The organism is Paraburkholderia rhizosphaerae, from assembly GCF_004366595.1.
GTDB classification, from domain to species: Bacteria; Pseudomonadota; Gammaproteobacteria; order Burkholderiales; family Burkholderiaceae; genus Paraburkholderia; species Paraburkholderia rhizosphaerae.
This window is the reverse complement of record NZ_SORE01000006.1, coordinates 41,528-55,805: the sequence shown is the minus strand read 5'-3', so window position 1 is coordinate 55,805 and position 14,278 is coordinate 41,528. Positions and strand designations below refer to the sequence as shown.

Genomic DNA, 14,278 nt, shown 5'->3' with positions numbered 1-14,278 from the left:
CTCGGCGCCGCCACCTATTCTTCGGCCGCCGTGCCCGGCGACAGATGCCCGAGCGGCAACGGGCCATTGCGCTTGAACGTGGTCAGCACGATGTTCGAACGCACGCTATCGACGCCGGGCACACGCATCAGCTTTTTCATCACGAACGCGGACAGCGCGGTCAGATCCGGCGCGACGATGCGCAGCAAATAGTCCGCATCGCCGACTACCGCGTGGCATTCGAGCACTTCGGGCAACGAGTCGATCTGCTGCTGAAACTGTTCGATGATCGAATCGCCGTGGTGCTTGAGCTTCAGGCTTGTGAACGCGGTCACGCCAAGCCCTAGCTTTTCGGGTCGCAGCACGACGCGGTACCCGTCAACCACGCCGATCGCCTCGAGCCGCTGCAATCGCCGGCCGATCTGCGAGGGCGACAGCGGCACCTGCTCGCCGAGTTGCTGATGGGTCGCGCGCCCGAAGCGCTGCAGCACATCAAGAAGCGCGAGATCGAAATGATCGAGCTCCACCATAGGATTTCCCCGCATATTCCGCCGATTTAACGCGCAATTATCGCATCGGATTCTTGCGATCCGCTGCCCGTCGCACGCCCTCGGCTTTGCTCCGATCACTGCAGCGTATTTTCTTCCGTGAAAAAATAGAACAGCCTTCTACGAAGGGCTGATGCCCGGGAGATCGTTCATGAGCCGCAAACTGAGTCCCGACGAACGGGCCGCGCAACTACGCGAATTGAATGGCTGGAAAAGCGTCGCGAATCGCGACGCAATCGAGCGAAGTATCGAGTTCGCCGACTTTAACGAAGCGTTCGGCTTCATGACGCGCGTGGCAATCAAAGCGCAGGAAATGGATCACCACCCTGAGTGGTTCAACGTCTACAACAAGGTGCACATCACGCTGTCGACGCATGAAATCAATGGCGTCTCGGAACTCGATTTCCAATTCGCACGTTTCGTGGACAGCATCATGAAGAATGGGTAAAAGTCTGCCTACGGACACTGTTTTTGAAAGGCTTTTGGAGGTATTCAGGGCACCAAACCTTCACTTCTAAAGGCCATTCTTAAGGCGAACGTAAGAGTTCCATGCTTCTCGTGCTGGCCCGTCCAATGCTTCCTGCGAGACTACGTGTTGTCGCTGTACAATCATCCACGCATACGGCTTGGAGAGCGCGCTTGCCTCCTTGCACAGAACGAGTTCGTCGCCTTTTGAAGGTGAACGGGCCCGCCAGAAGTTGATTGCGGCTTCGAGTTCGTTGATTGTGATTTCGGACATGACTTTCGTGATCATCTCCGCCGCGTTTGCGGCGGCCTTTTGTGTAGCAGGCGCACCGGCGAACCGCGTGCTTGACATGCCTAAACCCATTGTACTTGAGCGAAACCCATGCGACTCCTTCTGATCGAAGATGACCGTCCGATTGCGCGCGGCATCCAAAGCAGCCTCGAACAAGCCGGCTTCACGGTCGACATGGTCCACGATGGCATCTTTGCCGAACAGGCTCTCACGCAAAACCGTCACGAACTCGTGATCCTCGATCTGGGCTTGCCCGGCATCGACGGCATGACGTTGCTGTCGCGGTTTCGCCAGAGCAACCGGCATACGCCCGTCATCGTGTTGACCGCCCGCGACGAATTGAACGACCGTGTGCAAGGCCTGAACTCCGGCGCCGACGACTACATGCTGAAGCCGTTCGAACCCGCCGAGCTCGAGGCGCGCATCCGCGCCGTGATGCGCCGTAGCGGTCCGCACGGCGATATGCCGCGTCCGGAAGTGTCGCTGGGCGGCGTGCGCCTGTCGGGCGTCGATCGCCGTATCTTCAATGACGACAAGCCGCTCGAGCTGTCGCCGCGCGAGTTCGCGGTGCTCGAAATGCTGCTGCTGCGTCATGGCCGCGTGGTCAGCAAGGCACAACTGCAGGATCACCTGACGCACTTCGGCGGCGATCTCGGCGACACCGCAATCGAAGTCTACGTGCACCGGGTCCGCAAAAAACTCGAAAACTGCCGCGTCGAGATCGTCACGGTGCGCGGTTTCGGTTATTTGCTGCAAGAGATCCGTCAGGCTGCATAATGGCCGTATGACCGCAGTCGCCTGAACCGTTAACGGGTCACATTGCGAAAGCGCCGGTTCCGCCGTTCGGCAACCGGCGTTGCAATCGTGTCCGTAACGTGAGGCGTCCTGCGCCGCGCAGCGCTTCACATCAACACGGCGGTGTGAAGCGACCGCGGCGCTTTGCCGTTGCTTCACCGTGCAACGGGCTGGCGGTCGACGCCCGCGGATGCACCTATCGCGGTTCCTCGCCGTATTCGTTACTTCGCGGGTTCGAGCATGACCTATCCGGCTGCGAATAGTCTGCGCCGCTCGCTGCTGCGCCGCCTCGCCGCTCCTTTGTCGCTGCTCGCGCTGATGAGCGGCCTGATCGCCTATTGGCTCGCGTGGCAATACACGCAGCATGTCGTCGACCGGTCGCTGGCCGATCTGGCGACCGCCATTTCCAAGCAAATCCAGATCGCCGGGCCGAACGCGCGCATCGCGGTGCCGCCGCTCGCGCAAGCGATGTTTTCCGACCCCGTCGAACATCTCGTCTACCGGATCAGCAATGGCGAAACGGAAATTGCCGGTGATCCGAACCTGCCGCTGCAAGGCACCAGCGTACGGCGGATGCACTATGCATACGTATTCGAAACAAAGCACAACGGTGTGACGGTTCGCGTTGCGCAGGTGCGCGTCGATCAACCGGTAGGCAATCCGATCGTGATCGAAGTCGGTCAGCCGGTGCGCCATCGCTTCCGGATCGCCGCCGAATTCCTGATCGCGATCATGATGCCGCTGCTGCTGTTGCTGCTCGCCGGCTGGGTGATCGTCTGGCGCGTCGTGAACCAGCAATTGAATCCGCTGACCGATCTCGCCGATTCGCTGAACCGGCAGACGCACACGTCGCTCGAACCAGTCGACGAAACCTATGTGCCCGTCGAAATCCGGCCGCTGACTGGCGCGCTGAACGGTCTGCTTGATCGCCTGAAAACCGCGCTCGATTCACAACGCAAATTTATCGCCGATGCCGCGCATCAGCTACGCACGCCACTTACCGCGGTGAAGCTGCATGCGGAGCAAGCGGCAGTCGCCCGCGACCCGCAACAGACGCTCGCGGCGGTTCGCGAGTTGCGCGCCGCGGCCGATCGCGCGGTACGGTTGTCGAACCAACTGCTGTCGCTGGCGCGCGCGGAACCGGGTGAACAGGCCGCGCGCTTCGTCAATATCGACATCGCGGCGCTCGCCTTCGATACCGGCGCCGAATGGGTGCCGCGCGCCCTCGCCGTGCATGTCGACCTGGGCTTCCAGCGTCTCGACGATCCGTCGAACGACCGCCCGCTGATTGCGCGCGGCAATCCAGTGCTGCTTCGCGAAGTGATCGCGAACCTGCTCGACAACGCACTGAAGTACGTGCCGCTCGCGCGCGTGCACGGCGGGCGCATCACGATGACCGTCGAACAAGCGCTGATCGATGGCGTCGGCATGGCGGAGCTCACCGTCGAAGACAACGGACCCGGCGTGCCGGCAAGCCAGCAGCCGGATCTGTTCAAGCGGTTCTTCCGCGGCGACCGGCATAGCGAAACGCAAAGCGGTGTCGACGGCGGCGCGGGGCTCGGCCTGGCGATCGTCCACGACATCATGGTGCTGCACCACGGCAGCGTGCACTACGAAGACGCGCCCGAGGGCGGCGCGCGTTTCATTGTGCGAATTCCGGTCGTGGTCGGCGCGACCCGGCGCGATCCGAACAAGGATCAAGCAGGCACGGACAGTAACCGCGCGGAACGCGCGGAACACGAAACCGACGGCTCGGCGCCGCCGGACATAAAAAAATCGGCGCACAACGCGCCGATCGATCTATAGCTGCCGTAGCAGTTGAAGTATAGCGAGACCATTGCAGCGGGCCGATTCCGGGCAACGAACCCAACAACGACCCGCTGCAAACCCGCCACCACCCGTCACTTCTTTTTCTTCTTACTCTTCTTTTCCTTCGCGTCCTTTTCCGGCGGTGCGAGCATCGTGCCGCGGCACTTGCGCGCGCCGCAGCGGCATTCATATTCGCGCTTGAGCTTCTTCGTTTGACGCGCGTCGATCACGAGTCCGTAGTCGTAGAACAGCTCTTCGCCCGCCTCGATATCGCGAATCGCGGCGATATACACGTGCCCGTCAATCTCTTCAGCTTCGCAATTCGGCGAGCATGAGTGATTGATCCAGCGCGCACTGTTGCCGCTCACCTTGCCGTCGATCACGCCGCCGTTGTCGAGCGCGAAATAAAACGTGTGATTCGGTTCGTCCGGATTATGCGGATGACGCCGCAGAGCCTCTTTCCACGAGATCCGCTCCCCCTTGTATTCGATCAGGCGCTCGCCCGTGGTGATCGGTTCGAGGGCAAACACGCCTTTGCCATGAACGCCCGATTGGCGCACGGCGATCCTGCGTGAACTCATTGAATCAATCCTTGTGAAAAACTAAGGTGGACTGCCGGTCTATTCCCGCCTGGCTCCGATCGTTGCGGGCGTTTATCGGTTCCTGATACCCGACTGTATGACCCCGCTCGGTTCGTGCGCCACCGCTATCCGATCGGCCCCGCCCGGCATCGCGCCGCTTTCCTGACCCGGATAGCAAACGCGGCGCCTTGCTGGCGCCGCGTCGACAGATGATGCGCAACCCGCATCACAACCGGCATCGTACACGCTCGGCATGGCTTCGTTCAAGCTTCCGCGCATGCGGGCGACGCTTCCCGCGAGAATGCCGCAAGCTCAGCGCTGGCCGAACGAAATATCGCCAAACAACGCCTTCTGATCACGCGGCTGAGAACGCCAATATTGCGGTGGCGCCTCCACCGACGCGCCCAGCTGCGCGGCCGCATGCCATGGCCAGCGCGGATCGTACAGCATCGCGCGCGCCATCGCGACGAGATCGGCATCGCCGTCTTCGACCAGCCGGTTCGCGTGTTCGGGATCGCTGATCAAACCGACGGCGATTGTCGGCAGGCCGGTCGCCTGTTTGATCGCCTTCGCGAACGGCGCCTGATAGCCGGGCTCGAGCGGAATTTTCTGCAATGGCGACACGCCACCGCTCGACGCATCGATCCAGTCGCAGCCGCGCTTCTTCAGTTGCTGCGCGAACGCGATCGTATCGTCGATCGTCAGGCCCCCGTCGACCCAGTCGACTGCCGATACGCGCACGCCGACCGGTTTATCGGCCGGAAACGCGGCCCGCACGATATCGAAAATCTCGAGCGGAAAGCGCATCCGGTTTTCGGCGGAACCGCCGTACTCGTCGCCGCGCTGGTTCGCAATCGGCGAAAGGAATTCGTGCAACAGATAACCGTGCGCGCAGTGGATCTCGATTGCATCGATGCCAAGCCGCGCGGCACGCCGCGCCGACGCGCCAAACGCGTCGCGAATACGGTTCAGCCCCGGATAGTCGAGCGCCAGCGGCGGTTCTTCGCCAGCCTTGTGCGGCAGCGCCGAAGGCGCGTGCGGCAGCCAGCCGCCTTCGGATACAGGAATCAGTTGCCCGCCGTCCCACGGCGTATGGCTCGATGCCTTGCGGCCCGCATGCGCGAGCTGCATCGCAACCGGAATCGCGGAATGCTTGCGGATTGCCGAAAGCGCCGGCACCAGTGCCGCTTCGGTCACGTCGTCCCATAGGCCGAGATCGCCCGGCGTGATGCGTCCGTCCGGTTCGACGGCAGTTGCTTCGATGCACAGAAGACCCGCGCCGGACAGCGCGAGATGGCCGAGATGGATCATGTGCCACGCGGTGGCTTCACCGCGTTCGGCAGAGTACTGGCACATCGGGGAGACGACGATGCGGTTCGGCAGCGTCACGCTACGCAGCGTGAGCGGGGAGAACAAAGCGCTCATGGGATGGGGTCCAGACGAACGGGGGAGAATGAGCGTTCGAGAATAGCACCTGCCCAGCACCGCTGCAGATCCGTTCGGACACGCTTGCGGTACAGGTGCGCCGGGCCGCACGCACCGTAATGTCAGCTCGCCGGCGTATCCAGTCTGCTCGCCCAGGACTCGACCGTGCCGCTTGCCAGCCGTTTTGCGGCAGTCTTACGCCATGAAGCCGTTAGCAATTCCAGATTCGCCATCTGCTCGAGCGCCGCGCGATCGTCGCGTTCGACATACAACACGCGCAGCAAGCGCTCGATGGTCCAGTTCGCATGCCCGCGCGCGAGCCGCTCGATACGGTCGCCGGGGCCTATTTCGCCGCCTTCGAGCACGCGGTAATACCAGCCGGTGCGAAGCGTCTGCTGGACGCGCCGCGACATGTCGTCGCGCGCAAAACGCAAGTTGAGCTTCCAGCATGGCTGGCGCGGCTGCGAGACCTGCACGATCGCCGCTCCGATCCGATACACGTCGCCGACGCAGACATTCGCTTCAGTCATACCGCGCGTGCTGAGATTTTCGCCAAACGCGCCGCGCACGGCGAGGCGTGCAAGACTGGCCGCCGCTTCGCCGCTGCTTTCCCATTCGCCGCGCCATGCGGCGTAGTGATCGAATGGATAGTGATGCAGCGCTTTCTCCGGCCCGCCATGATGCTTGCGTTCCGCCTGTTCGTCGCCTTCGAGGCCGGTTTCGTCAAGGCGAACAGGTGCAGTCACCGGATGCTTGTCGATTGCGCTGGTCTTGCCGAAGTCGCCAAGCGGCGCGACCTTGCCGGTCAGTACCGCATCGACGCGGCAAACACTATCGTTCATGGCGCTAACTAACCCGACGAATGGGAAAACCAATCGTACCAGTTACGACCTCGCATCGAGCTGATCGAGCCATTCACCGAACATCCGCCACGCGGCAACTTCCAATGGTGGACCGAAATGCGCGGTATCCGCGCGCAGTTGCTGCACGCTAATGCCGTGTGACGCAAGTTCGCTCGCATTGCCGATCAGCCACGGTTCGAACCGGTCGGTGCGAATCTCAGGATGGCATTGCAAACCGAGTACGTGATTGCCGAACGAAAATGCCTGGTTCTCGCAAAGAGATGTAGACGCTAGCCGCGTCGCCCCCGACGGCAAATCGAACGTATCGCCGTGCCAATGCAGCATCGACGTCGACTTGCCATCAAGATGACGAATCGCTGACGCCCTGCCGGCATCGGTCAACGTCAGCGGCGACCAGCCAATTTCCGTGTGCCCGGCCGGGTACACGCGCGCACCCATCGCACGCGCGATCAATTGCGCGCCCAGGCAAATGCCGAGCGTCGGCAAACCTGCGGCGATGCGTCTTTCGATCATCGAAAGGAGCGGCCCGAGCGTCGGGTAGCGCTCGTCGTCATACGCGCCGATCGGACCGCCGAGCACGACCATCAACGACGGTGCGACCGGGTTCGGCGCCTCGATGCGGGCAAAGCCGACGTCGAGATAACGCACAGGCCAGCCACGGTCGCCCAGCACGCGCTCGAGACTGCCCAGATCTTCGAAGTGCACATGGCGAATGGCCAGAACTTCGTGATTCATCGGCACATCCCACATCACGTTGACAAAAGAAGCGCCGTCCCGCCAATGCGAGAAAGCTCACAACAGCCAGCTGATACGACGTCGCAACCGGATTGCAAAGCAGCAGAGCGCGAAGCCATCGCTGAGCTCCGCTACTTCGTTACCCCTGGTATCCTCGTGCAGCACAAGCGCTGCCGCCGCAAGCCGATTCCGCCATGCAGCGGAATCAGGCCTGTTGCGCGAAGATCTTCCAGGTTTTTTTCTGCGTCGCGATGTCCGCGGTTTCGTGGACCGAGCAATCGAGCCGCAGATCGGTATCCGACATCGTGATGTCGAGCAACGCGCAGCGGTGCAGCGACTTCTTCGGATTCTTGCTGGGTTCGAAATGCGTGCAGGTTACACACATCCGGTGTGCAGGGATGTGACCTTGCACTTCAAGTTGCCGGACCGTCTTCAGCAGCGTGCGATAGAACATGGCCTGTTCATCGTCGCGCAGCGTGCCGACAGCCTTCGACAGGAAGTCAGGCCATTGCGCCGCGCGCTTGGCAGCCGTGCGGCCACGCGCCGTCAGACGGACCGCCAGTGCGCGACCGTCATCCAGCGCCCGCCGCTTCTCGACGAGGCCTTTGCCTTCCAGCGTGCTTACCGCATCGCTCGTCGTCGCGGCGGTCAACGCCGTTTCGCGTGCGATCTCGCCGAGACGCATCGGGCCCTTGCGCTGCATCAGCAGCACAAGAATTTCGCCCTGGGTGGGTGTGAGGCCTGCGCCTTCCGCCCATTCCCATGCCTGGCTACGCATTGCCGTGCTGAGTCGCAACAAGCTGTGGGTCACCCGCCCGGTAGCCTGCTCTCCGTAAACGCCTTCGCTCATAGTCATTCGTTGGTTATGACAGCGTGCCGCAGCGTGTTGACCACAACGCAACGCGCCGGCAGCCGTGTGGGGTTGTCCCGCCAGAAAGGCCGGCGAGCCGATTCCTACTATCTCAAAAATTTCCTGCTCTGCACGCCTGTACCGGCGTGTTATCGGAGAGTCGCACACTCTCTTTTTATCCGCAGCGACCATTGCACCCGTTTGACCTGCGTTTGACCCGTGTTGGGACCTGCGTTGGACCTTTGGGTCAACCTCAAACCGGATGCAGCGGGACCATTCACTGCGGCGAAGTCGTCATTCTATTCGAGAGCGGCAAATCGTACAGCTAAGTTGTCCAACGCAATCTGTGGATAACCACGGGAAAAGACTTGTGACTGCCTGTGTGTGAATTCTTGATAACGCGCGTTGCGGACAAACGCAAATCCAGGTTACCCGCGGTTGCCAGCCGCCGTCCAGCGGCGCTCCGCGTGGTTATCGTTTACGCAGGGCTTTGACTTTTCAGGAGATTATTCTGTTGTCCACAGCCAGATGCAATGCTTGTTAACTACTACTACGTTTGTATATGTAAACATTGGAAAGAAGCTCGGAGGCCGAAGCTGGGACCGCTTAAGCGAAAAAAAACCCGCTCCCAGCGGGTTCATGAAGATGACAGAAAATAACTAAAGTTGTTGTATACGTTCATGCACGCCATTGCAGGCATTGCTGACGCACCGCTTCGTGAAGCGATTTTTCATGGCTGTACACGCTTCGCAACCACGTTGCATCGTTCATCTGGCCACGTGCGATCGAGCCCACCTCATCAAGTGCCTTCGTCGAACCCAATGCTTCGGCATGCGGCGCGATCTGTTCAAGCGTTTGAATGATGTCTTCGGAAATGGTCCGGCGCTCACCGGTCTGCGGGTCGATGCAGGTGCCCGCGAGGCCGAACCGGCATGCTTCGAAACGGTTAAATGTATATACGAGATAGTCGTCCTCTTTTGGCGTAAGGGGTTTGTCCAAAAGAAGATGCCGCGCGAGCGTCTGGATATAGCAAGCGATCGCCGCCGCGCGATCGACCGATAACGGCGTGTCCATCACGCGCACTTCGATCGTGCCGAAGCCCGGTTTTGGTCGGATGTCCCAATAGAAATCTTTCATGCTGTTGACAACGCCCGTATGGACCATCTTCGAAAAGTATTCTTCGAAGCTGTCCCACGTCAGCACGAACGGCGCGCGACCCGACAGCGGAAACGCGAACACCGAATTCAGACGTGCCGAATGAAAACCGGTGTCGACGCCTTGCACGTATGGTGACGAAGCCGACAGCGCAATGAAATGCGGAATGAATCGGGACATCGAATGAAGCAGAAACAGCGCGCTGTCCGGATCGGGGCAGCCGATATGCACATGCTGGCCGAACACCGTGAACTGTTTCGCGAGATAACCGTAGAGTTCGGACAGGTACTGAAAGCGCGGCGTATCGACGATCTGCCGTTCGCTCCACTGCTGGAATGCGTGCGTTCCGCCGCCGCATAGACCGACGTTCAGACGGTCCGCCGCGGCGACCAGCGTGTCGCGAATCTTTCGCAGATCGGTAACGGCCTGTTCGTGCGACGTGCAAATGCCGGTCGACAGTTCGATCATGCTCTCGGTGATTTCAGGCGTGATATTGCCTGGAATCTTCTCGTCCTTGATCAGGCGTAGCAGATCCGACGCGGCTTTGGTCAGATCATAGTCATGCGTGTTCACAATCTGCATTTCGAGTTCGATACCGAAAGTGAACGGTTTCGAATCGACGAAGGGTTCGAGTGACATGGTGTGCGTTGACTCCGGGTTGCATTCTCGTGGCGGTTGGATCGCTCGAGCGCTTATTCGCGCCGCTCACCAACCAGCGCAAGGCTTCGGTAAACGAGCCACGGGCCGACCAGCTGCAGCACGACGATCGAGCACATCACGACCGCGCGCAGCTTCGGATCAAAATTCGGATAAAGCGTATAGGTATCGTCCACCAGCAAATAGGCGAGCGCGGACATGGGCGACAACGAAAGTCCGAGCGCCGCGCCCTGCTTCCAGTTCAGACCGCTCGGCTTCGCGAACACGAGCACGCCGACCATCTTGCCGATAAGGCGTGCAACGATCAGTCCCAAAGCCGCGACGCCGCCGAGCGCGATATCGCGCCATTCGAATGTGGTTAGCGTCAGTACGAACAGAATCACCGTGAGCAGCCACCCGGCGGTGCCGAAATGCTGCGGCCACAGTTGCGGCCGCGCTTCGAGATTCTTGACGATGATGCCCGCGGCAAGCAGCGCGAGAATCGTCGACAGCTTGAACACGTGAGCGATCGCGATCGCGAGCAACACCAGCCCGAACAGCGCGACGAACGAATGCTCATCCTGCATATTCACGCGCCGATAGAAGAATGTGCACGTACGCGCGAGCAGATACGCGAGGATCAACGAGCCGACCAGCAGATAGAGCGGCTGCAGGATCGTCGCGAACACGTTGCCGTAAATCTCCTGATGCAACCAGCTCGATGCGAGCTTTTCGATCACGACCGCGTACATGCTGTTCAACGCGGTGAGCGTCATCAGCCGCTGCGTGACCTGACCTTCGGCGCGCAGTTCGGTTTTCAGCTGGATCACCATCGCCGGCGACGTCGCCATCGCAATCGATGCGAGCACCATCGCGGTCATCACCGCCACGTGCACGAACAGCAAAACAGTCAGCACCAGCACGAACGTCAGCGTCGCTTCCGCGATGCTCGACAGAATCAGCCACGGATTGCGGCGAATCCACCGCAAGTCGAGACGGCTGCCCAGTTCGAACAGCAGCAACCCGAGCGCCACGTCGAGCAACGGCCGTGCCGCGCTAGCCGACTCCGCATCGATCACACCGGATCCCGCGGAACCTGCGATCAGACCGATTACTGCGTAACCGGAGATGCGCGGCAGATGCCAGGCGCGATAGCACAGTTCGCCGCACAAGCCCGCGGCAAGCAGCGCGAGGCCGGCCCAGAAAATCGCGTCGGGTGTCAGCGGCCAAGCCGGAAAGAACGAAAACGCCGACTTCATCGTGGTGGGTTCTCCTTGTGCAACAACCGCAACGGGTCAGGGCCGGCGCCAAGGCACTCGCCGATCAGCGAACCCCTGAGCAAATCCCGGGCGAGGTGCGAAGCGGTTCGTTGCAGCGATCGCTTTGCGCCGACCTGCGTTGCGCGTTGTCAACGATCGGGTGAAAAACAGGACGAACACGCCAACGCCGCGATGACTGCAAGCAGCGTCGACACGGGGGATAGAACGCCGTCGACTTTCGGATCAGATTCTGACGAAGCGACAACCGTTCCTTAGGTGCGCTGCGCCACCCAAGGCGGCACGCGACGCGTGAAGAACGGCGATTGTGCCATAGCTTTCCGCAAGCGGTTGCAAAAGCGTCGATCTTACCGTCAAAGACGGTAAAACATACGCGATCCGGCAGACAACAAGAAAAAGCGACCTTGCGCGACACGTACCGGGGGTGGATCTGCCGCTAACCAACGCTGCTTGCAATCGATTCGGGAACGACCGGGGCTTTCGGGTTGGGCTCGGTTTTTTTCCGAAAGTTTGCAGTGCCGTTGCGCGGCCCATCGACGATGGGTCTGCTATTCAAAGGTTTACCTGTATGTATACGTAGTAGAAGTTAACAAGGGTGCATCTCTTTTGTGGACAACGCAGGTTTACCGAAAGAAATCATTGCGTTGAAACGCGCATAACCGAACGCAAAGCGTGTGCGCGCAGGGGTGGCTTCTGCGGGTAACTTTTGGCGTCGATCGGCAAAGTTCGACTTACCCCGTTTACGTCCACATCGATTCCACACCTGTTTCGCGCGAAATTCGACTGGTTATCCACATCGTCGAGTGGATAACCCGTTTAGCGTAATTCGTTCAGTCGAAGGAGCTCAGTCGAAAGAGTGATGGCGCAACGCACGCAGCAGGAAACGCGCGGGATCGATCGCTTCGGCCAGTTCGCGTTCGATTGGCCAAGGCTCCCCCTCGAGCTGCGACGCAATCAGTTCGGCACCGAGCGCGGCCCAGACGAGGCCGCGTGAACCATACGCAAACGCACCGAACAGTCCGGGCGTGCGCGGCAAGTCGCGCGGCCATGCGCCGCGCAGCGTCGCGGCATTGGCGATTGCGGCGGTTTCGTCGGCGAGTGTGCCGATCATCGGCAGGCGATCGCTGGTGACGCAGCGGAACGCGACGCGTCCGGTCAATCCATGCGACGGCTGCTGCAGATGTCCGGCTTCAATCGGGGCGCTCGCTAACTCATCGGCTAGCGACGGCAGCATCCGCGCGACGCGCTCGATGTTTTCGACGTGCGCTTGGGCGCGCAACGCGGTGTCCGGATCGTCGACGTCGTAGGTCGCGCCGGCGAGCGTGCTGCCGGCGGCAAGCGGCACCGCGTAGCCTTCGCCGATCACCGGAACGCGTAGCGCTGCGAGCGTTCCGGCGGGCAGCAACGTCAGTTGCCCGCGCACGCTACGGGTGGGCGCGTAACGCAAACCCGCGAGACGGGCTGCGTCGTGAGCATTCGCGACGATCACGACCGGCGCGCGAGCAAGCGTGTGTCCGTCGGCGTCGAGCACTGTCCATTGATCGCCTGAGCGTTCGATTCGCGCCGCTTCGACGCCATAACGCCGCTCGAGGCGGTCGCCCGCGCTCGCGCATTGCGCTGCACATAACTGCGCAGGATCCACCCAGCCGCCGTGACGGAAAAAGCAGCCGCCACGCGCGACCGGTGTGCCGGCCATTCGCGTGGCGTCTTCCCGCGAAACGGGAATCACGAACTCCGGCGGATAGCGTAGCGACGCAAGGACGTGTGCGAAGGCCTGCGCTTCATCGTCTGATTCCGCGATTTGCAGCAGGCCTGCGGCGCGATGCATGGGATCGAACGTTGGGCCCGCAAGCATCGACCAGCGACGCAATGCGTATAGAAAACCCGCGCGCGTGATGCGCGAAGCGACGCTGTCGTCACGCGACAGCATCGGATGAAATACGCCTGCCGGATTACCAGACGCTTCGCGCGCCGCAGCGTGATGGCGCTCCAGCGAAGTGATGCGCCAACCCCGCGCGGCAAGCCGTTCGGTTAGCGCACAACCGGCCAAGCCCGCGCCGATCACCACCGCATGCCGCTCACTCACCGCAAGCGGAACTGGCGGTTCATAGCGCCTGACGCGCCAGCGCGGTGCAAAGCGGCCAACGAGCATCGCACGCTTGCCGCCGAAGCCTTCGACTTTCGTGTATTCAAAACCCGCTTGCGTGAGTGCGCGTTTGACGTCGCCGGCGCTCGAGTAGGTGGCGAATGTTGCGTCGTCGGCTGCGATGCGAGTGAGCGATCGAAAAACTTCCGGGCTCCACAGATCGGGATTTTTCGCGGGCGCAAAGCCATCGAGGTAGAACGCGTCGGCGCGCATCCATAGCGATGGCAGCGATTGCAGCGCATCGCCCAATACGAGCGTCAGCGTGACACGGCCGCCTTCGAACTCGAGCCGATGCATACCCGGCACCAGCATCGGCCACGCGTTCACGAGCGTGCGGGAAAGCGCAGCGATGGATGCATCTGCAACGATCGCTGCGTGTGCAGTGCGCAAATCCGCTTGCGAAAACGGGTGCTTCTCGATCGATACAACGTGTAGACGCTCGCAGCGCGCCGGATCGGTGCGCCACTGTGCCCATGTCGCCAGGAAATTGACACCGAGCCCGAAGCCCGTCTCAAGAATGGTGAAAATCCGGCGGCGGCGCCACCGCTCGGGTAGCGCATTGCCGTTAAGAAACACATGGCCGGCCTGCGCAAATGCGCCGGCCGCGCTGTGATAGATGTCGTCGTGCAGCGCCGAGTATGGCGTGCCGTCCGTTCGGAAAACGAGCGTAGCGGGTGTCAGCGAAGCGGTCATGCGAAGTGAAAAACGGTCGTCGGTGCGGA

General features: G+C 61.2%; 13 protein-coding genes. 3 read left to right on the top strand and 10 right to left on the bottom strand.

The window, feature by feature from the left end; translation table 11 throughout:
- Positions 1 to 14: 14 nt before the first annotated feature.
- Positions 15 to 509 (bottom strand): Lrp/AsnC family transcriptional regulator, encoded by a 495-nt coding sequence (locus tag BX592_RS09595; protein WP_134191487.1) that lies wholly within the window; start codon positions 507 to 509, stop codon positions 15 to 17.
- A 169-nt stretch (positions 510 to 678) separates the two neighbouring features.
- Between BX592_RS09595 and BX592_RS09590 the strand changes: the two genes are divergently transcribed.
- Positions 679 to 975 carry a 4a-hydroxytetrahydrobiopterin dehydratase gene (locus BX592_RS09590; RefSeq protein ID WP_134191485.1) on the top strand — a complete coding sequence of 99 codons (297 nt, stop codon included), beginning with the start codon at positions 679 to 681 and terminating at the stop codon, positions 973 to 975.
- 66 nt (positions 976 to 1,041) lie between these two features.
- Here the strand turns inward: BX592_RS09590 and BX592_RS09585 are convergent, their stop codons facing one another.
- A complete protein-coding gene (locus BX592_RS09585; RefSeq protein ID WP_134191768.1) occupies positions 1,042 to 1,266 on the bottom strand; it encodes a DUF3717 domain-containing protein in 225 nt (74 codons plus the stop codon).
- Between the two features lie 108 nt (positions 1,267 to 1,374).
- Between BX592_RS09585 and BX592_RS09580 the strand changes: the two genes are divergently transcribed.
- Positions 1,375 to 2,061, top strand: a complete 687-nt coding sequence (locus BX592_RS09580; RefSeq protein WP_074262960.1) for a response regulator transcription factor — start codon at positions 1,375 to 1,377, stop codon at positions 2,059 to 2,061.
- 258 nt (positions 2,062 to 2,319) lie between these two features.
- On the top strand, positions 2,320 to 3,885 hold the full coding sequence (locus BX592_RS09575; RefSeq protein ID WP_134191483.1) for a sensor histidine kinase: 1,566 nt from the start codon (positions 2,320 to 2,322) through the stop codon (positions 3,883 to 3,885).
- 95 nt (positions 3,886 to 3,980) lie between these two features.
- Here BX592_RS09575 and BX592_RS09570 read toward each other — a convergent pair whose 3' ends face one another.
- The 8 genes from BX592_RS09570 to mnmC all read right to left on the bottom strand — a co-directional run bounded on the left by BX592_RS09570 (position 3,981) and on the right by mnmC (position 14,249).
- Complete coding sequence (locus tag BX592_RS09570) at positions 3,981 to 4,469, bottom strand: SET domain-containing protein (RefSeq protein WP_134191481.1); 489 nt, start codon at positions 4,467 to 4,469, stop codon at positions 3,981 to 3,983.
- 312 nt (positions 4,470 to 4,781) lie between these two features.
- Positions 4,782 to 5,894, bottom strand: coding sequence for an NADH:flavin oxidoreductase/NADH oxidase (locus BX592_RS09565; RefSeq protein ID WP_134191479.1), 1,113 nt, complete (start codon positions 5,892 to 5,894; stop codon positions 4,782 to 4,784).
- 122 nt (positions 5,895 to 6,016) lie between these two features.
- The gene (locus BX592_RS09560) at positions 6,017 to 6,736 is read right to left on the bottom strand and encodes an MOSC domain-containing protein (RefSeq protein ID WP_134191477.1); all 720 of its coding nucleotides are present in this window, start codon (positions 6,734 to 6,736) and stop codon (positions 6,017 to 6,019) included.
- A 42-nt stretch (positions 6,737 to 6,778) separates the two neighbouring features.
- Positions 6,779 to 7,492, bottom strand: a complete 714-nt coding sequence (locus BX592_RS09555; RefSeq protein ID WP_134191475.1) for a glutamine amidotransferase — start codon at positions 7,490 to 7,492, stop codon at positions 6,779 to 6,781.
- A 205-nt stretch (positions 7,493 to 7,697) separates the two neighbouring features.
- Positions 7,698 to 8,342 (bottom strand): MarR family winged helix-turn-helix transcriptional regulator, encoded by a 645-nt coding sequence (locus BX592_RS09550; RefSeq protein ID WP_134191473.1) that lies wholly within the window; start codon positions 8,340 to 8,342, stop codon positions 7,698 to 7,700.
- Between the two features lie 678 nt (positions 8,343 to 9,020).
- Positions 9,021 to 10,136 (bottom strand): YbdK family carboxylate-amine ligase, encoded by a 1,116-nt coding sequence (locus BX592_RS09545; RefSeq protein WP_134191471.1) that lies wholly within the window; start codon positions 10,134 to 10,136, stop codon positions 9,021 to 9,023.
- Positions 10,137 to 10,189: 53 nt separating this feature from the next.
- The gene (locus BX592_RS09540; protein ID WP_134191469.1) at positions 10,190 to 11,392 is read right to left on the bottom strand and encodes a cation:proton antiporter; all 1,203 of its coding nucleotides are present in this window, start codon (positions 11,390 to 11,392) and stop codon (positions 10,190 to 10,192) included.
- Positions 11,393 to 12,254: 862 nt separating this feature from the next.
- Positions 12,255 to 14,249, bottom strand: coding sequence for a bifunctional tRNA (5-methylaminomethyl-2-thiouridine)(34)-methyltransferase MnmC2/FAD-dependent 5-carboxymethylaminomethyl-2-thiouridine(34) oxidoreductase MnmC1 (gene mnmC, locus BX592_RS09535; RefSeq protein ID WP_134191467.1), 1,995 nt, complete (start codon positions 14,247 to 14,249; stop codon positions 12,255 to 12,257).
- Positions 14,250 to 14,278: the final 29 nt, after the last annotated feature.